Raw genomic sequence first — 18,101 nt, 5'->3', positions numbered from 1 at the left:
GTCAGAGGTTATTTCTATTACACTGCCTTTTTTACTTCGATTGACATTAATTGACAGGAGAAAGGATGCCGGGGTCGTCACGTAAGCCAGTCTGGCTGCCTATTTTGGTTTTGCTCATTGCGATGTCCTCTATTCAGAGCGGAGCCTCGCTGGCGAAATCGCTGTTCCCTCTCGTCGGGGCGCCGGGCGTTACCGCACTGCGTCTGGCACTAGGCACGCTAATCCTGATTGCGTTCTTTAAGCCCTGGCGTCTGCGCTTTGCCAGAGAACAGCGGCTGCCGCTCCTGTTTTACGGTCTGTCGCTTGGCGGGATGAACTACCTGTTTTACCTGTCGATTGAGACGGTGCCGCTCGGCATCGCCGTTGCGCTGGAGTTCACCGGGCCGCTGGCGGTCGCGCTGTTCTCGTCCAGACGGCCTGTCGATTTCATCTGGGTTGTGCTGGCCGTGCTTGGACTCTGGTTCCTGTTACCGCTTGGTCAGGGCGTATCGCATGTTGATTTAACGGGTGCCGCGCTGGCGCTCGGCGCAGGCGCCTGCTGGGCTATCTATATTCTGACCGGGCAGCGGGCGGGTGAAGAACACGGCCCCGCGACCGTGGCGGTAGGCTCGCTCATTGCGGCGATCGTTTTCGTTCCGGTTGGCGCGCTACAGGCGGGAGAGGCATTATGGCACTGGTCGATTCTCCCGCTGGGTCTGGCTGTCGCCGTGCTGTCAACGGCGCTGCCCTACTCGCTGGAAATGATCGCGCTGACGCGACTGCCCACGCGAACGTTTGGGACGCTGATGAGCATGGAGCCCGCGCTGGCTGCCGTTTCGGGGATGATTTTCCTGGGAGAAACGCTGACGCTGGTGCAGCTTCTGGCATTAGCCGCCATCATTGCCGCCTCGATGGGGTCCACGCTCACCATCCGGCGAGAAACGAAAATTCAGCAAGTCGACATTAATTAACGTTACAATTCTGCATGATTTGCATAATCATGCAGAATATTGCTTTTATCCTTCTCATTATTATTATCTCCGCTATTTTTCTGCTGCCTGCAAACCTATTTATGTTTATCGCTCATAGTGAATGAGAATTATTAACATGCTGACGCTTAATTTAATAACATATTGATTTTTAATCATTTTCAATATTAAACACTTTCTGCACTATTAAAGTGATAGGCACAGACAGAAAAGCAAAATGAAAAACCGGTGCTATACTTAGTTTCGTTAATTACCTGGGACACAAAACATCAAGAGGATATGAGATTATGAGTACCGCTAAACTGGTAAAAACGAAAGCGTCTAATCTGCTTTATACCCGCAACGATGTATCAGACAGCGATAAGAAAGCGACGGTTGAGTTGCTGAATCGTCAGGTGATCCAGTTCATTGACCTGTCACTGATCACTAAGCAGGCTCACTGGAATATGCGCGGTGCTAACTTTATTGCCGTACATGAGATGCTGGATGGCTTCCGTACAGCGCTGACCGACCACCTTGATACCATGGCAGAACGTGCCGTACAGCTGGGTGGCGTGGCATTAGGGACAACGCAAGTGATTAACAGCAAAACACCGCTGAAAAGCTATCCGCTGGATATCCATAGCGTTCAGGATCACCTGAAAGAGCTGGCGGATCGTTACTCTGTTGTCGCCAATGACGTCCGTAAAGCCATCAGCGAAGCCAAAGACGAAGACACTGCTGATATCTTTACCGCTGCTTCCCGCGACCTCGATAAATTCCTGTGGTTCATCGAAGCCAACATCGAATAAGCAGCATGATAAGTAAGACCTATGAACCCTCGCTTCGGCGGGGGTTTTGCACTTTTATAGTGCATCAAATTTCTTCCGCCCTGCCGTAAAGTAAAATATTTGTAATAATCACCTCACACAATCGTTAACGAGAGATTGTTTTAGCAACAATTTTTGCGCTAAATAGTCATACCGTTTGCACCTGATTCGGTCTGCACTAAATCAGTGCCCCAAAACGGTGCAATCCGTCAGTTTTGCCACGCTTATTGTGCATTAAAATGAAACGCCTTCTTTTTAAAACAATGAGTTGCATAATTGGCACGATTCTTTCATTACGCCATATGTTCTCGCAGGGGATCGCCCCGTGGATATAAAAGGAAATGCTATGAAGTCTGTATTAAAAGTTTCACTGGCTGCACTTACCCTGGCTTTTGCGGTGTCTTCTCACGCCGCGGATAAGAAACTCGTCGTGGCAACCGACACGGCGTTCGTTCCGTTTGAATTCAAACAGGGCGACAAATACGTTGGCTTTGATGTGGATCTGTGGGCCGCTGTCGCGAAAGAGCTGAATCTGGACTACACCCTGAAACCGATGGATTTCAGCGGCATCATCCCGGCGTTGCAAACCAAAAACGTCGACCTGGCGCTGGCAGGCATCACGATCACCGACGAACGTAAAAAAGCGATCGACTTCTCTGACGGCTATTACAAAAGCGGTCTGTTGGTCATGGTGAAAGCCAATAACAACGATGTGAAAAGCGTGAAAGACCTCGACGGCAAAGTGGTTGCGGTGAAGAGCGGCACCGGTTCTGTCGATTACGCGAAAGCAAACATCAAAACCAAAGATCTGCGTCAGTTCCCGAACATCGATAACGCCTACATGGAACTGGGCACCAACCGCGCAGACGCCGTTCTGCACGATACGCCAAACATCCTCTATTTCATCAAAACCGCGGGCAATGGTCAGTTTAAAGCGGTAGGTGAGTCTCTGGAAGCGCAGCAATACGGCATCGCCTTCCCGAAAGGCAGCGACGAACTGCGTGAGAAAGTGAACGGCGCGCTGAAAACGCTGCGTGAAAACGGCACCTATAACGAAATCTACAAAAAATGGTTCGGTACTGAACCTAAATAATAACGCTGTATTTTAGCTCGTTACGCCCGGTGGCGCTTGCGCTTACCGGGCGTACAGGCCTTTGAGTATTTTCACCACGGTAACAGGAACAATTTATGGAGTTTGACTGGAGTGCCATCTGGCCCGCCATCCCGCTATTGATTGAAGGCGCCAAAATGACCCTGTGGATTTCAATCCTTGGTCTGGCTGGCGGCCTGGTCATCGGGCTGCTTGCGGGTTTTGCGCGCACCTTTGGTGGTTGGATCGCCAACCACGTTGCGCTGGTCTTTATCGAAGTGATTCGCGGTACGCCTATCGTTGTGCAGGTGATGTTTATCTACTTCGCGTTGCCGATGGCGTTTAACGATCTGCGAATTGATCCCTTCAGCGCCGCCGTTGTCACCATCATGATTAACTCGGGCGCGTACATTGCAGAAATCACGCGCGGTGCGGTGCTGTCTATCCACAAAGGTTTTCGCGAAGCGGGCCTGGCGTTAGGGCTGTCTCGCGGCGAAACCATTCGCCACGTTATTTTACCGCTCGCGCTGCGCCGTATGCTGCCGCCGCTCGGTAATCAGTGGATTATCAGCATCAAAGATACCTCGCTGTTTATTGTTATCGGCGTCGCTGAACTGACTCGTCAGGGGCAGGAAATCATCGCCGGTAACTTCCGCGCGCTGGAAATCTGGAGTGCCGTTGCGGTGTTCTATCTGATCATTACGCTGGTGCTGAGCTTCATTCTGCGTCGTCTGGAAAGAAGGATGAAAATCCTGTGATTGAATTTAAAAACGTCTCCAAGCATTTTGGGCCAACCCAGGTGCTGCACAATATTGATCTGAACATCAAACAGGGTGAAGTGGTGGTCATCATCGGGCCATCCGGCTCCGGGAAGTCCACTCTGCTGCGCTGCATCAACAAACTGGAAGAGATCACGTCCGGCGAGTTGATTGTTGATGGTCTGAAAGTGAACGATCCGAAAGTGGATGAGCGGTTAATCCGTCAGGAAGCCGGCATGGTGTTCCAGCAGTTCTATCTCTTCCCGCATCTGACGGCGCTGGAAAACGTCATGTTCGGGCCGCTGCGCGTGCGCGGCGCGAAGAAAGAAGATGCCGAAAAGCAGGCCAAAGAGTTATTAGCGAAAGTCGGGCTGGCAGAGCGCGCGCATCACTACCCTTCCGAACTTTCCGGCGGTCAGCAGCAGCGTGTGGCGATTGCCCGCGCGCTGGCGGTGAAGCCGAAAATGATGCTGTTTGACGAACCGACCTCCGCGCTGGACCCGGAACTGCGTCACGAAGTGCTGAAAGTCATGCAGGATCTGGCGGAAGAAGGGATGACAATGGTCATTGTGACCCACGAAATCGGCTTTGCCGAGAAAGTGGCCTCCCGTCTGATTTTCATCGACAAAGGGCGCATTGCGGAAGACGGTAATCCGCAAACCCTGATTGAAAATCCGCCCAGCCAGCGTTTGCAGGAGTTCTTGCAGCACGTTTCCTGAGGCATGCCCCTCCCTTCCGCCCGGAAGGGAGGGTTTCCCCGGAATCCTCCCATTTCAAATCCCTCCCCTTTAAGCATCTATACTTATCTTTTTGCTTATATTTCTCACAGGAGGAGTCATGCGGCGGATCCTGTTCATCCTCTTTTTACTGCTGGGCGCCCCCGCGCATGCGGTCGCGATCCCCGGCGTCACAACGGACGCCTCAGGCAGTCAGGAGGCCGCGCCTGCGGCTGAACCCGATGTCGAACAAAAGAAAGCCGCCTACGCAGCGCTGGCGGATGTGCTGGAGAACGAGACCTCTCGCAAGGAGCTCATCGACCAGCTACGAAAAGTCGCCGCCACGCCGCCGCCAGAGCCCGTCCCTACGATAACGCCACCCACGGTTACGGAAGAAAAAACGGTACTGGAGAACGTAACCGACATCAGCCGGCATTACGGAGAAGCCCTCTCCGGGCGCTTTGCCCAGCTTTATCGTAACATCACCGACTCGCCGCATAAGCCGTTTAACACGCAGGCATTTACCAATGCCCTGACCCACTTCCTGATGCTGGCGGCCTCGGTGTTTGTCTTTTACTGGCTGATACGACTTTGCGCACTGCCGCTGTATCGCAAAATGGGTCAGTGGGCGCGCAAAAAAAATCGCGACCGCAGCAACTGGCTACAGCTTCCCGCAATGATTATCGGCGCATTTATCATCGATCTGCTCCTGCTGGCGCTGACCCTGTTTGTCGGGCAGATACTGAGCGACAGAATGAACGCCGGCAGCCGAACCATCGCCTTTCAACAAAGTCTGTTCCTGAACGCGTTTGCCCTGATTGAGTTTTTCAAAGCCATTCTGCGTCTGATCTTTTGCCCTAACGTAGCGGAGTTGCGTCCGTTCACGATTCAGGACGCCAGCGCACGCTACTGGAATCGCCGTCTGAGTTCGCTCAGTAGCCTGATAGGCTATGGTCTGATCGTCGCCGTGCCAATTATCTCCAACCAGGTCAACGTCCAGGTCGGCGCGATGGCGAACGTCATCATCATGTTGTGCATTACGCTGTGGGCGCTGTATCTGATCTTCAAAAACAAAAAAGAGATCACCCAGCATCTGCTGAATCTCGCGGAACGGTCGCTGGCCTTTTTCAGTCTGTTTATTCGCGCCTTCGCGCTGGTGTGGCACTGGCTGGCCAGCGCCTATTTTATCGTGCTGTTTTTCTTCTCATTGTTCGACCCGGGCAACAGCCTGAAGTTTATGATGGGCGCGACGGTACGTAGCCTGCTCATTATCGGTGTCGCCGCGTTTGTTTCCGGCATGTTCTCACGCTGGATAGCCAAAACCATTACGCTGTCGCCCCCTACGCAACGCAACTATCCTGAGCTGCAAAAACGGCTGAACGGCTGGCTGTCAACCGCCCTGAAAGCCGCGCGAATCCTGACGGTTTGCGTGGCGATCATGCTGTTGCTCAACGCCTGGGGGTTATTCGACTTCTGGAACTGGCTGCACAACGGCGCGGGAGAAAAAACCGTCGATATTCTGATCCGCATTGCGCTGATCCTCTTTTTCTCTGCGGTCGGATGGACCATCCTCGCCAGCCTGATCGAGAACCGCCTGGCATCAGATATTCACGGCCGCCCCTTGCCCAGCGCGCGTACCCGAACCCTGCTTACGCTGTTTCGTAACGCCCTGGCGGTGATCATCAGTACAATCACTATCATGATCGTGCTGTCGGAGATTGGCGTGAACATTGCCCCCTTACTGGCCGGCGCCGGGGCGCTGGGGCTGGCGATTTCGTTCGGTTCGCAAACGCTGGTGAAAGATATTATTACCGGCGTATTCATCCAGTTTGAAAACGGGATGAATACCGGCGATCTGGTGACTATCGGCCCGCTGACCGGTACGGTGGAGCGAATGTCGATTCGCTCGGTAGGCGTGCGTCAGGATACCGGGGCGTACCACATTATTCCGTGGTCTTCGATTACCACCTTCGCGAACTTTGTGCGCGGCATTGGTTCGGTCGTGGCTAACTATGACGTGGATCGCCATGAAGATGCGGATAAAGCCAATCAGGCATTGAAGGACGCGGTGGCTGCGGTGATGGAGACGGAAGATATTCGCGGGTTGATTATCGGAGAACCGTCATTCTCCGGGATCGTCGGGCTGACCAATACCGCTTTTACGCTGCGGGTCTCCTTTACCACCTTGCCCTTAAAACAGTGGACGGTACGCTTCGCGCTCGACAGCCAGGTGAAAAAACACTTCGATCTGGCGGGCGTTCGCGCGCCGGTGCAAACGTATCAGGTACTGCCCGCACCGACGATCGGTCAGGCGCCAGCGACAGACCCCCTGCCGCCGAGCGAACCCACGCTTTAGCGCTTACGCGCCATAAAGCGGCGACGCTGATCGTCATCCATAAAGGTCCAGGCAATAAAGCGACTCTGCTTTTGCCCCTGGGCCATCTCCTTTTTGACCACTTTTACCGCCCCGACGTCCGTCAGCGCACGGTACAACGGCGGCAAATTTTCGCCGCGCGACACTAACGTGGTGAACCACATCACCTGGCGGCCAAAGGCCTGGCTTTCCGCGATCATCGTTTTGATAAACGCCACTTCCCCGCCTTCGCACCAGAGTTCCTGCTGCTGGCCGCCAAAATTCAGGGCATCGTTTTTATCCTGCCCCAGATTGCGACGTTTGCGCTCGCTTCCCGCACGGGCAGAAGCCGCCGAATCGTGGAACGGCGGATTGCACAGCGTGGCGTCATACTGTTCATTCTTATGAATGATGCCGTTAAAGATTGCCGCAGGATCTTTCTGCCGACGCAGACGAATCGATCGGGTTAATCCTGGGTTGCCGCTGATGATCGCCTGGGCGCTGGCCAGCGCCTGCGCATGGACTTCGCTACCGGTAAAGCGCCAGCCGTATTCATGCACGCCGATAAGCGGGTAAATGCAGTTCGCTCCAGTCCCCACATCCAGCACGCTCGCATCCGCCGGAATCGCGCCTGTGGTTTCGCCCAGCAGATCCGCCAGATGGTGAATATAATCAGCGCGGCCTGGCACCGGCGGGCACAGAAAGCCTTCGGGAATATCCCAGTTTGCCACCTGATAAAAATACGCCAGCAGCGCTTTATTGAGCGCCTTAACTGCCAGAGGATTCGCGAAATCAACGCTTTGCTCACCCGCAGGCGTACGGGTAAGAAATTGCGCCAGTTCTGGCGTGACCTGGCATAACGTCGCGAGATCGTAACGATGATGATGGCGATTACGTGGGTGCAATCCCGGTTTCTGGGCAGACATGGCATTCTCCTTTTAGCAGCGGCGTAAGATACTCGCATAACGCAACGCGGTAAACAAACCTGACGGAGAAAGCCCGCTTATACCGCAGACGAACACGGGTCGCTCCGCAGCGCTTAGCGGCAAAACCCTGGAAAATCAACAATCTGTATGTCATTGATTTGTCAATATTCGTCAAAAAATATCGTTCAAAAAACAAGCACATCATAATCAATTTTTTGCGTTAATTTTGCGTCATCAACGTCCTAAACTTATGAGGCACCACCTGTTGTTTCTAAGAGGATGCCGTTATGAAAAAATGCCTCACCGTACTGGCTGCTGCTCTGCTCACTGGCATGAGTTTTAGTGCATTCGCCGCGCAGCCGCTTAGCAGCTCAGAAGCAGGCCAGCTCAGACCCGCCGGGACCGTCTCAGCAACGGGCGCGACGACGCTGAGCGAACTTGAAAATAAACTGGCAGAAAAAGCGCGTGAACAAGGCGCCAAAGGTTTTGTCGTCAATTCTGCTGGTGGCGATAACCAAATGTATGGCACTGCCACTATCTACAAATAACCCCCTACCAGGTAACTGCATTCCCACCGAATGCAGTTTTCCTTAGCATGGAAAACGTCCCCCCGTCTTTTTCATTCACTGGTGTTTTTCGCTGACTGATGTACCGGCCTGCTTCTGCGCTATTGACTGTACGATTTTTGACCCCATATTCACTACACTTACCGTGTGGAATAAAGGGGGAGGAACCGGTATATGGCATCCGGGTGGGCGAACGACGACGCCGTTAATGAACAAATCAACAATACTATTGAAGATGCTGTCGCCCGCGCTCGCGGCGAAATTCCTCAAGGCGAAAGCCTGTATGAGTGTGAAGAGTGCGGCGATCCTATCCCGGAAGCGCGGCGTAAAGCCGTTCCGGGAGTAAGGCTATGCATTGCCTGCCAGCAGGAGAAAGATTTACATAACGCAACATTCTCAGGATATAATCGCAGAGGATCGAAAGACAGCCAGTTACGCTAACTTTTCTTTACGTAAAACAACAGCGTAAGCATGTTCTTTTACTCTCATGCTTTTTCACCTTCTGCGTGGCAAAATGTGCCGTTACTCTCTCTTCTGTAAAGTGAAACGGCAAGAAGCGTAAATCCATGTTTTGAATTTATTAATAATCAATAAGTTATTTGTCATTCAAATTATTTGATGGATGGCGTCAATTCTATTCGATTTTATCTCCCGCAAAAAACCGTGATACTTATCACATCGACGGAACAACGTCTTACTACACAAGAATAACCTGCGAGAGATTAATCATGAAAAATATCAAATATGCTGTTGCTGCTATCGCTCTGTCTACCCTGTCATTTGGCGTTTTCGCTGCCGAGCCGGTAACGGCTTCCCAGGCGCAAAGCATGAATAAAATCGGTGTTGTTTCTGCGGAAGGCGCCACCACTCTGGATGGCCTGGAAGCGAAACTGGCTGAGAAAGCGGCAGCTGCCGGCGCAACCGGTTATAGCATCACTTCCGCAACCAACAACAACAAAATGAGCGGCACTGCTGTTATCTACAAATAATTTCACGCGTTTCTGTTATACCCGTCTGTTTGCCGACAGACACACTGCTCCAACCCTCATTGAACCTGTGTTACCCTTGTTCGCCCGTCCGCCACTGGACGGGCTTTTTTTTGCCTGACGTTTAAAAATGCTGCGCTACCCGCGCAAGCCCTTCCGTTAACGTCGCCGCTTCTCCCGTAGCCACCAGGCAGCACGCCATCTGAATTTTCAGGGAAGCCGGGATCGGCTCGCTTCCCGCCAGGCAGCGCTCAATCCAGCGGGCGGTGGTTTCCGGGTCTTTTGCCGCAGGCAGCGGCACCGGCTCGTCGGGCATCTCGCTCTGGCGATCCTGAAGCACTTGCACACCGGAATGGTCGATCAGGCTGATTTGCGGGCAACGCTGTGGATTGGCATACACCTCCCCTTCCGTGCCGTGCATCAGCAAACCGCGCCCACCGATGTCGGCAAAAAATTTCGCGACGCGCGGAACGTACTCCGGGTGCGAGACGCTGGACAACCGCAAGGCGGCATCTTCCGCAAACGGCGTCGCTAACTTCGCCAGCGTGTGCGCGCTGTTACGCACGCCCAACCGCCAGCGCATTGCCAGCTGTTTTTCCAGCGGCGGGCACAGCGTACCAACAGGAATAAACACCGGCTCGTGCCCATCCAGTTTCGCCTGGGCCTGACCGGCGTGCAGCGTCGGCGCAATCCCCATCAGTTCGAAAATGGTCTCCGTCAGTACGCGCGTCGGATCTTCGCTTACGCCATGTACCACCACCGGAAAGCCCAGTTTATGCAGCAGAATCGCCAGCAACGGCGTCAGGTTCGCCTGTTTGCGCGCCCCGTTGTAGCTGGGGATGACAATCGGCATCGGTTTGGCGACCGGCGGCGTAAGCGTAATCGTGTGGTTCTGCATGGCTTCATAAAAGCCCAGCATCTCCGCTTCGCCTTCCCCTTTAATACGCAACGCGATCAACACGCCGCCCATTTCCAGTTCGGGCACATCGCCATTCAACATATGGGTATACAGGCCGCGCGCGGTATCCTGATCCAGGTCGCGGGCGTGATTTTTACCTCGACCGACCTCTTTGATGATTTTGCGATAATCCATGACATTCTCCACTGCGACATTTTTTTAACAATATAGCCCCTCTGGAGACCCGGCCGTTAGTTTTTTATCTCAGTCATCAATCACCTGTTTTTGTAGTAATTATTAAAACGCAAGCATTAGTTCAAATATTTGTGATTTTTATACACGATTCTAATCCGTAAACAATCTGATTAAATATCTGGCGAAGAGTTATTGAGGGTCCACGGTGAAAACGTCCAGGCTGGTTTTCACCACTTATACACCAGGATTTATGATGAACAAGGTTGCTTTAGGTTTATTCATCGCTGCAACAGTAGGATGTTCCGCATCCGCATTTGCGGCAACAAATGGCGAAGGTCAGATTAACTTTACGGGTGAAATCATTGACTCCGCTTGTCAGGTCGTTAATGGGTTAAGTAACCCGCTAAATGTCGAGTTGGGCAGAGTGTCTAAAACCGTATTTTCTGGCGCAGGCTCTACCAGCACACCAACGAAATTCGATATTCAGCTAAAAGACTGCCCGGAAACGGTGACCTCTGCCGCCATTAATTTTGGCGGTACGCCGGATACGGATAACAGCACGACCCTGGCATTAACGCCAGACACGGAGACGGCTACCGGTGTGGCAATTCAGTTGCTCGACTCGTCAGAGCAACCCGTCAGCTTATATACCCCTTCCCGTCAATATCCACTGACGGCAGGAAGCACGGTAAACGATCTGGAATTTGCAGCGCGTTATATTCAGACTCAGGCTGCCGTTACGGCCGGCCCGGCAAATTCCGTATCCACCTTTACCGTTATCTATAACTGATATTATCCATCCGAAGATATTAGCCCTTTCTTCAGGGCTAATATCTTTTATTCATGCTGAGAAATATTTATGCGTCACGGTTATTTACTGAGCACTCTTTTTCTGGTAGCAGCGACAGCGCATGCTGGCGTTATTATTAACGGCACCCGTCTTGTTTACCAGGGAGACAAAAAGGAATCCTCGCTTGGTCTTTCAAACCCAGATTCAACGGACTATCTGGTACAATCCTGGGTCGATTCCGGCAGTAAAAATCCGGGCAACACCCCCTTTCTGATTACGCCGCCACTGTTTCGCCTGAATGCGAAAGAAGACAACGCTCTGCGGGTTATTCGCACAGGCGGCAATCTGCCTGAGGATCGTGAATCGCTGTACTGGCTGAATATCAAGGCTATTCCATCGTCAAAACACGTTGAGGGGGTAAATACCCTGCAAATCGCGATCAACACGCGTATTAAATTATTGTATCGCCCATCCTCCGTGAAAGGTAAGCCAGAAGAGGTTGCTGACAAACTGGAATGGCATCGTGAAGGTCACGATCTGGTCGTCAATAACCCGACGCCGTTTTATATGAATTTCCAGAGCGTGATGATTAATGGTCATAAAATCAGTAAAGCGACCTGGGCAGTACCTGAAACGGCAACCCACATGGCTCTGCCCGCCAATACTGACGGTAACACCGTGACCTATTCCATTATTACTGATTACGGCAGCATCAGCCGAACCTGGTCTAAGCCTGTCCATTAAGATAACGGCGCACAGGCAACTAAAATAATCATGTACCGCGATAAAAAGCCGTTTTCCTGCAAATTATTCACACTGCTGCCCCTGTTATGTGGCCTGGCAGTGTTCTGTTTTGCGCAGCAAACGCGGGCAGATGATTATTTTAACCCGGCGCTCCTGGATATTGATAATCCCCGACAGGAAAAAACCGATTTATCGGTATATGAAAAAGGTCCAGGACAAGCACCAGGAAAATACCAGGTATCAATCTTTATTGATAATAATAAAGTCGACACCCGCGATGTCACATTTAAATTACAGAAAGATGTTAAGGGCAACCGTTCACTCCAGCCCTGTTTCATCCTGGATGATTTAAAGAGTCTCGGCATTAAAACGAAGGCGTTTCCGAGGCTCATGGCACAAGGGAAATGCGCAGATTTAAGCGCCATTCCCGCCGCCTCCGCCACGTTTCGCGTACGCAACCAGCAGCTATTGCTCAGTATTCCCCAGTCAGCGCTGGGCCAGATTCCGCGCGGTTATATCGACCCAAAAACGTTCGATGAAGGCATTACTGCCGGTCTACTGAACTACAGCGCCAACGCCAGTCAGAGCGACGCCCGCCGACAGGGTGAACAGGATAACAGCAGCCAGTATGTCAACCTGCGTCCCGGGTTCAACATCGGCGCCTGGCGCGTGCGCAATTACTCAACCTGGAATCGTAACGTCACGGGCCATGACGAACAGCAGAAATTCTCGTCGGTTTATACCTACGCGCAGCGCGATATCGTGGCGATGAAAAGCGATCTCACGGTAGGGCAAAGCGCCTCTCCGGCGGACGTGTTCGACAGCGTGCCTTATACCGGCGTACAACTCAATTCCGACAGCGACATGCTGCCGGATAGCGAAAAAGGCTATGCGCCGATTATCCGTGGCACCGCACACAGTAACGCCCTGGTGATGGTTCGTCAGAACGGCTACGTCATTTATCAGAACACCGTAGCGCCAGGCGCATTTGAAATTAACGATCTCTACCCGACGGGCAGCAGCGGCGACTTGCAGGTCACCGTCAAAGAGACGGACGGCAGCGAAAGCCATTTCGTGGTGCCCTACGCCTCCGTACCCGTGTTGCAGCGTGAAAAAAACCTGCGCTACAGCGTGACTGCCGGTCGCTATCGCGCCTATGACAAAGACGTCGAACAAACTCCATTTGCTCAGGGGAGCGCAATCTATGGCCTACCTTATGGTTTTACCGCCTATGGCGGCGTACAGCAAAGCCGCCATTACCAGTCGCAGGCGATCGGCACAGGGAAAAACCTGGGGGATTTAGGCGCGTTTTCTGTCGACGTCACGCGGGCCAAAGCATTGCTGAAACAGCAGCAGGCCAGCACGGGGCAGTCATGGCGCATGCGTTACAGCAAAGATTTTGCAGGCGCAGGCACCAACTTTTCCCTGGCCGGGTATCGCTATAACAGTAAGGGTTTTTACACCCTGGAAGACACAATGGAGTCCTATACCCGCGCCAGCGACTGGTCCGCCCCGCAGCAGCGCCGCGCGCGTACCGAAGCCACTGTCGATCAGACGCTCGGCGAAAGCTGGGGGTCTTTTACGCTGAGTCTGGTCAAAGAGACCTACTGGAGCCAGCGCCAGGATATGACCTCCATGAGCCTCAGCTACAACAACAGCTGGCATGGCGTGAGCTATAGCCTGAGTTACAGCATGAACAAAAACACCAGCGACAGCGATGAAAACGGTGAGTCCGTTACCCATGACAACCAGTTCGCGCTGAGCGTTTCGGTTCCACTCGACCACTGGATGCACAACACCTGGGCGACGTACAACCTGAACAACAGTCAAGACGGCGCCACGCAAAACATTGGCCTTAACGGTACTGCTCTGGCCGAAGACAACCTGAACTGGAATATCCAGGAAGGCGTGAGCAATACCGGAAGCGGCAACTCAACCAGTACGAATGTCGATTACAAAGGAACCTATGGCGAAGTGAGCGGCGGCGTCAGCCAGGACAGCCATCAACGGAGCGTTAATATGGGTCTGCAAGGCGGCGTTGTGGCGCACGCCAACGGCATCACTCTGACGCAACCGCTCGGTGAAACCATCGCGCTGGTAAAAGCACCGGGAACACATGGCACGCACATTACCAATCAGACCGGCGTCAAAACCGATTTTCGCGGCTATACCGTTGTGCCATTTGTATCAGCCTACCGCCACAACACGATTGCCCTGGACACAGAAACACTGCCAGACGATGCCGACGTAACCCATGCCGCGCGAATAGTAACCCCAACGCGCGGCGCGGTAGTCCGCGCCAGCTTTAACACCCGCGTGGGCAGCAGGGTTTTAATGATGCTCACGCAAAACGGTAAGCCGCTGCCCTTTGGCGCAACCGTCACCACCGACGATAAAGACAGCGAGTTTATTGTTGGCAACGGCGGTCAGACTTATCTCTCCGGTTTACCTCAGCACGGAACGCTCTTCGTGTCGTGGGGTCAGGATGCCAGCGAACACTGCGTCGCAGAGTACACGCTAACGGATGAGAGACATAAAACCAGCATCATTAACGCTGCCGCGCAGTGTCATTGATTCACCATGCAGACTCAACATTATGCAAATGATTAAACAGTGTTTTTTCCTCCTGATTTTGGCCAGCGCAGCCTTGTTTATGCCGCATGCAAAGGCGGCCTGCACAACGCCGGATATGCCCAAGATGATCAACGTGGCATCTGTTTCCGTACCGACGACGCTGGCGATTGGTGAGACCATTCCAGGAACAGAGCAAACCGTACACGTTGCCGGACAGTGCGATCAAAGTATTGATAGCGGTCTGGAAATTGTCTCCTGCTATTACGGAACAGGCGCTGAGATACCAGGCCTGAGAGGGGTGTACGACTCCGGGGTGCCCGGCGTTGGCATCGCGCTGATGAACGAGCAAGGCCAGCGGATCAGCGGCGCAGGCGGCGTACAGTGCGATTCACGCGGCACGCCGATCGGTTATGTATCCAGCGATGGGCAGCAGTCATTTAACTTCAACGTCACGCTTGAACTGGTGAAAACCGGCAGTGACGTGACCTCCGGTACACTGGTGCAGGCGCAAACAGAGTTTGGGATTGGCGTGTTTGGTCACGAAGGTATCGGGAGTCCTAACCACATTGCCTATGCCGGCAATGTGGATCTCGAAACCGTAACCTGCTCCGTGTTACCGAAAAACCTGACCGTCAATCTGGGCGACTTTCCGATCAGTGATTTTATGGGAGTAGGCACCCTCTCGATGCCAGCACAGAATTTTAACGTTACGGTCAATTGTAATTCCACCGTACAGCCTGAAGTGAAGATCACCAGTGCGAATGGCTACGAATCGGGTTTTGCCGGCGTGATGAAACTGACTCAGCAAAGCGGGATGGCGACCGGCGTCGGCGTCAGAATGCTGTTTGATGGCAATATCACCACCTTCGACAACTACGTCAACACGCAAAGCGAGGCAAAAGCCAACGAAACGCTGGATATTCCGTTCCAGGTCCGCTATGAGCAAATCAGCGGCGACGTTACACCAGGCCCGGCAAATACCGTCGCCACGATTACGCTGGCCTATAAGTGATCGCGATGAAAAAAATTATTTTCTTACTCACCGCAGGTCTGATGGCATATGCCTGCGCAGATGATATCCAGGTGCAAATGGTGGGTAACATCTATGCCAACACCTGCTCCGTGGACAGCGCCAGTAAAGATTTAACCGTCGATTTAGGGCAGGCGTCATCGAGTGATTTCAAAGACGTAGGCGATACCGGCGAATGGAAAGCGTTTTCCCTGGAAGTAACGCATTGCCCAAAAACACTCACGCTGGCCAACGCGTTTTTTTACGGACAGGCCGATAGCGTACACCCGACCAAATTTGCCAACAGCGGCAGCGCGAAAGGGCTTGCGCTGGAGCTGGCCGATCGGCAGGACAATATTCTCATCGCCCCGCAGGCAAGCTTTAACGTGCTGATAAACCAAAGCGATCACACGGCCACTTTCCCGTTAGCCGCCCGCTATTACGCCACGTCCATGCCCGTCAGCGCGGGCTCGTTCGATAGCGTTATACAGGTCACGTTTACCTATCAGTAGGAGCGCGCCTCTTCGCACGGATGCTTTTTTTACGCCCGGCAACCACTTTTGTCGGGCGTTTTTTTACCTCCGGCACTTCCGGGCGTTCAATCGGAAATACCGGGAGCGCATTCAGCAAACGCTGCCCGTAGCTTTTGGTTAACAGACGCTTGTCGTAAATCACCACCTCTCCCCAGCAGCCGTGGCTACGAATCAAACGGCCCACCTGCTGGATCAGGTTAAACGACGCGTTTGGCAGGCTCTGCACTTCAAACGGGTAGCGATTCAGGCTTTTCAGCCACTCGCCTTCGGTGATCACCACCGGGCTGTCGATGGGAGGAAACGCAATCTTGTGAATATGCACCTGAGTCAGCAGGTCGCCTTTCAGATCCAACCCCTCGGCAAAAGATTGCAGGCCAATCAGCACGCTGCGCTCGCCGTTCGCCACCCGCTTACGGTGCAGTTCCACCAGGCGATAGCGCGGCTGATCGCCCTGAACCAGCAGCAAAAGACGCAAATCGGTCACATGCTCCAGAAAGCGCTGCATCGCCCGTCCGCTGGCAAACAAAACCAGCATGCCGTGGTGTTTTTTGCTTTCCAGCGCCTGACGGAAATAGGCCGCCATCTCCGCAATATGCTGCTCTTCGTTATCAATCAACGGTTCATAGCGCATTTGCGGAATAACAATTTTACCCTGCTCCACATGATTAAAAGGGGAGTCAAGCGCCACAAAGCGATCGCCCGCTTTCTCCTTCAGGCCGCTCATCTCCTGCAAGCGCGAGAAGCTGTTAAGCGAACGCAGGGTCGCCGACGTTACAATAATATGCGGCACGCTGCGCCAGAGCAGCCTTTCAAGCTGATCGCTGACGCGAATGCCCACACAGTGGAACCAGACGTGTATCTGCCCATCGCGCGCCTCCCGCGTGGCCCACTTCGAGACCGGCGCACCGGAAGACTGCGCCAGCGACGCCAGCCGCCAGAGCTTGCTTTGCGCCTCAAACATGCCCAGCGCGCGGTTCATCTGCAAAATCACCCGGTGCAGGCGCACAATATCGTGCGAGCCGGTTTTCTCGCTGAGATCGTTAAGGAACAGCTCCGCCAGCCCACGCAGCATTTCCGTCAGCTTCGCCAGTCGCTGGCAGATCGCCATGATCTCATCCGGTAACTCGCCCATCGCAAAGCGGTGCTCAGCATCCTGCGTCGCGGGCATATACAGATTCAGGGTGTTGTTGAGCGAGGCAATCAGCTCGTACAACTCTTCGCAGTGCGCATTCAGGCGCTCAGGATTCGCCAGCGGCGGCGTGGTTTTCGGGCGGAACTGTTCCAGGCAGGTCGCCACCAGCTTAGTGAACAGATCCAGTTGCAGGCGATACCAGGGGGCGGAGATCTCAGCGCTCATCTCCAGCGCGTCGCGCGCGACATCCGGCAGATGGTGGCCTTCGTCCAGCACCAGCAGAAGATTTTTCGGCTCCGGCAGCACCGCTTCACTCTCCATCGCCGCCATCACCAGCGCATGGTTTGCCACCACCACTTCAGCTTCCTGAATTTCCCGTCGGGCGACAAAAAAAGGGCATTCACGGTAGTAATGGCAATTGCGGTTCAGGCAACTGGCTTTATCGGTGCTCAGGCGCTTCCAGAGCGCGTCGTCAATGGCGATATCGGTATGATCGCGCAACCCGTCCCACTTGTAGCTGTCAAGATCGCCCTTTAGCCTGGCGCAGCGCTTTTGCTCTTCCTGATTATTCGGCGTCAGTTCGTCATCCAGAAACGCGAGCAGATCCTGTTGATTCGGTTCGCTGCTGGCCAGCGCCGCCAGATTACGCGGGCAAACGTAGCGCCCACGACCAAACGCGGCGGTAAACCGCAAGTCAGGAATGATTTTGCGCAGCAGCGGGAGATCTTTGCTGTAGATCTGATCCTGCAACGCCACGTTGGCGGTGCTCACCACCAGCGTTTTTTGTTCTTCGCGGGCGATGGCAATACCGGGAATAAGGTAAGAGAGGGTTTTCCCGACCCCGGTCGGCGCCTCAATCGCCAGATGACGCCCTTCTTCACCCGCCAGCGTTTTGGCGACATCGGCAATCATCTGCCGCTGCGGCGCACGGGGGATAAAGTCGGGGATCTGCTCCTGAAGCGCCTTATACCAGGCGGCGATTTGCGCTTTAAGCGCAGCGGTCAATGCCATGAGAAAACCTGAAATACTGTATAAACAGCCACTATTGTGGCAC

The 18,101-nt window shown here is 53.5% G+C and carries 17 protein-coding genes; 14 read left to right on the top strand and 3 right to left on the bottom strand.

Annotated features, from left to right (window positions below; genetic code table 11):
- The first annotated feature begins 65 nt into the window (after positions 1 to 65).
- From rhtA to ybiO, 6 genes are all read left to right on the top strand, one after another.
- Positions 66 to 950: a threonine/homoserine exporter RhtA gene (rhtA, locus tag OGV83_RS07230; protein WP_286463342.1), complete on the top strand. Its 885-nt coding sequence runs from the start codon at positions 66 to 68 to the stop codon at positions 948 to 950.
- 305 nt (positions 951 to 1,255) lie between these two features.
- Positions 1,256 to 1,759 (top strand): DNA starvation/stationary phase protection protein Dps, encoded by a 504-nt coding sequence (dps, locus tag OGV83_RS07225; RefSeq protein ID WP_012133159.1) that lies wholly within the window; start codon positions 1,256 to 1,258, stop codon positions 1,757 to 1,759.
- Between the two features lie 364 nt (positions 1,760 to 2,123).
- Complete coding sequence (glnH, locus tag OGV83_RS07220) at positions 2,124 to 2,870, top strand: glutamine ABC transporter substrate-binding protein GlnH (RefSeq protein ID WP_012133160.1); 747 nt, start codon at positions 2,124 to 2,126, stop codon at positions 2,868 to 2,870.
- A gap of 95 nt (positions 2,871 to 2,965) precedes the next feature.
- Positions 2,966 to 3,625 (top strand): glutamine ABC transporter permease GlnP, encoded by a 660-nt coding sequence (glnP, locus tag OGV83_RS07215; RefSeq protein ID WP_012133162.1) that lies wholly within the window; start codon positions 2,966 to 2,968, stop codon positions 3,623 to 3,625.
- Positions 3,622 to 4,344, top strand: coding sequence for a glutamine ABC transporter ATP-binding protein GlnQ (glnQ, locus tag OGV83_RS07210; protein WP_012133163.1), 723 nt, complete (start codon positions 3,622 to 3,624; stop codon positions 4,342 to 4,344). The genes glnP and glnQ overlap by 4 nt, the downstream gene beginning before the upstream one ends.
- Before the next feature lie 118 nt (positions 4,345 to 4,462).
- Positions 4,463 to 6,697 (top strand): mechanosensitive channel protein, encoded by a 2,235-nt coding sequence (ybiO, locus tag OGV83_RS07205; protein ID WP_286463341.1) that lies wholly within the window; start codon positions 4,463 to 4,465, stop codon positions 6,695 to 6,697.
- Here ybiO and rlmF read toward each other — a convergent pair.
- On the bottom strand, positions 6,694 to 7,620 hold the full coding sequence (gene rlmF / locus OGV83_RS07200) for a 23S rRNA (adenine(1618)-N(6))-methyltransferase RlmF (RefSeq protein WP_047457955.1): 927 nt from the start codon (positions 7,618 to 7,620) through the stop codon (positions 6,694 to 6,696). The two genes, ybiO and rlmF, sit on opposite strands and share 4 nt — an antisense overlap.
- 287 nt (positions 7,621 to 7,907) lie before the next feature.
- Here rlmF and mcbA point away from each other — a divergent pair, with 287 nt between their 5' ends.
- The 3 genes from mcbA (at position 7,908) to ybiJ (ending at position 9,175) form a co-directional block, all read left to right on the top strand.
- Entirely contained in the window at positions 7,908 to 8,168 is a 261-nt protein-coding gene (mcbA, locus tag OGV83_RS07195) for a DUF1471 family periplasmic protein McbA (protein WP_012133167.1), read from the top strand.
- Positions 8,169 to 8,360: 192 nt separating this feature from the next.
- Positions 8,361 to 8,627, top strand: a complete 267-nt coding sequence (locus tag OGV83_RS07190; RefSeq protein ID WP_047457957.1) for a DksA/TraR family C4-type zinc finger protein — start codon at positions 8,361 to 8,363, stop codon at positions 8,625 to 8,627.
- A gap of 287 nt (positions 8,628 to 8,914) precedes the next feature.
- The gene (ybiJ, locus tag OGV83_RS07185) at positions 8,915 to 9,175 is read left to right on the top strand and encodes a DUF1471 family protein YbiJ (RefSeq protein WP_012133170.1); all 261 of its coding nucleotides are present in this window, start codon (positions 8,915 to 8,917) and stop codon (positions 9,173 to 9,175) included.
- Between the two features lie 121 nt (positions 9,176 to 9,296).
- Here ybiJ and ybiB read toward each other — a convergent pair whose 3' ends face one another.
- Positions 9,297 to 10,265, bottom strand: coding sequence for a DNA-binding protein YbiB (gene ybiB / locus OGV83_RS07180; protein ID WP_286463340.1), 969 nt, complete (start codon positions 10,263 to 10,265; stop codon positions 9,297 to 9,299).
- 253 nt (positions 10,266 to 10,518) lie between these two features.
- Here ybiB and OGV83_RS07175 point away from each other — a divergent pair, with 253 nt between their 5' ends.
- The 5 genes from OGV83_RS07175 (at position 10,519) to OGV83_RS07155 (ending at position 15,894) form a co-directional block, all read left to right on the top strand.
- Complete coding sequence (locus OGV83_RS07175) at positions 10,519 to 11,055, top strand: fimbrial protein (RefSeq protein ID WP_047457960.1); 537 nt, start codon at positions 10,519 to 10,521, stop codon at positions 11,053 to 11,055.
- A 69-nt stretch (positions 11,056 to 11,124) separates the two neighbouring features.
- Positions 11,125 to 11,799, top strand: coding sequence for a fimbrial biogenesis chaperone (locus OGV83_RS07170; RefSeq protein WP_286463339.1), 675 nt, complete (start codon positions 11,125 to 11,127; stop codon positions 11,797 to 11,799).
- A 30-nt stretch (positions 11,800 to 11,829) separates the two neighbouring features.
- Positions 11,830 to 14,373: a fimbria/pilus outer membrane usher protein gene (locus OGV83_RS07165; protein ID WP_286463337.1), complete on the top strand. Its 2,544-nt coding sequence runs from the start codon at positions 11,830 to 11,832 to the stop codon at positions 14,371 to 14,373.
- A gap of 22 nt (positions 14,374 to 14,395) precedes the next feature.
- Positions 14,396 to 15,385 carry a fimbrial protein gene (locus OGV83_RS07160; RefSeq protein WP_115609464.1) on the top strand — a complete coding sequence of 330 codons (990 nt, stop codon included), beginning with the start codon at positions 14,396 to 14,398 and terminating at the stop codon, positions 15,383 to 15,385.
- Between the two features lie 5 nt (positions 15,386 to 15,390).
- The gene (locus tag OGV83_RS07155; RefSeq protein WP_115609869.1) at positions 15,391 to 15,894 is read left to right on the top strand and encodes a fimbrial protein; all 504 of its coding nucleotides are present in this window, start codon (positions 15,391 to 15,393) and stop codon (positions 15,892 to 15,894) included.
- On the opposite strand, the gene dinG is transcribed toward OGV83_RS07155, so the two are convergent.
- Positions 15,881 to 18,058: an ATP-dependent DNA helicase DinG gene (dinG, locus tag OGV83_RS07150; RefSeq protein WP_286463336.1), complete on the bottom strand. Its 2,178-nt coding sequence runs from the start codon at positions 18,056 to 18,058 to the stop codon at positions 15,881 to 15,883. The genes OGV83_RS07155 and dinG overlap by 14 nt on opposite strands.
- Between the last annotated feature and the right edge of the window lie 43 nt (positions 18,059 to 18,101).

Origin of the sequence: Citrobacter sp. CK189 (assembly GCF_030333505.1) — a bacterium.
GTDB classification, from domain to species: domain Bacteria; phylum Pseudomonadota; class Gammaproteobacteria; order Enterobacterales; family Enterobacteriaceae; genus Citrobacter_B; species Citrobacter_B koseri.
This window is presented reverse-complemented; position numbering and strand designations above follow the sequence as displayed.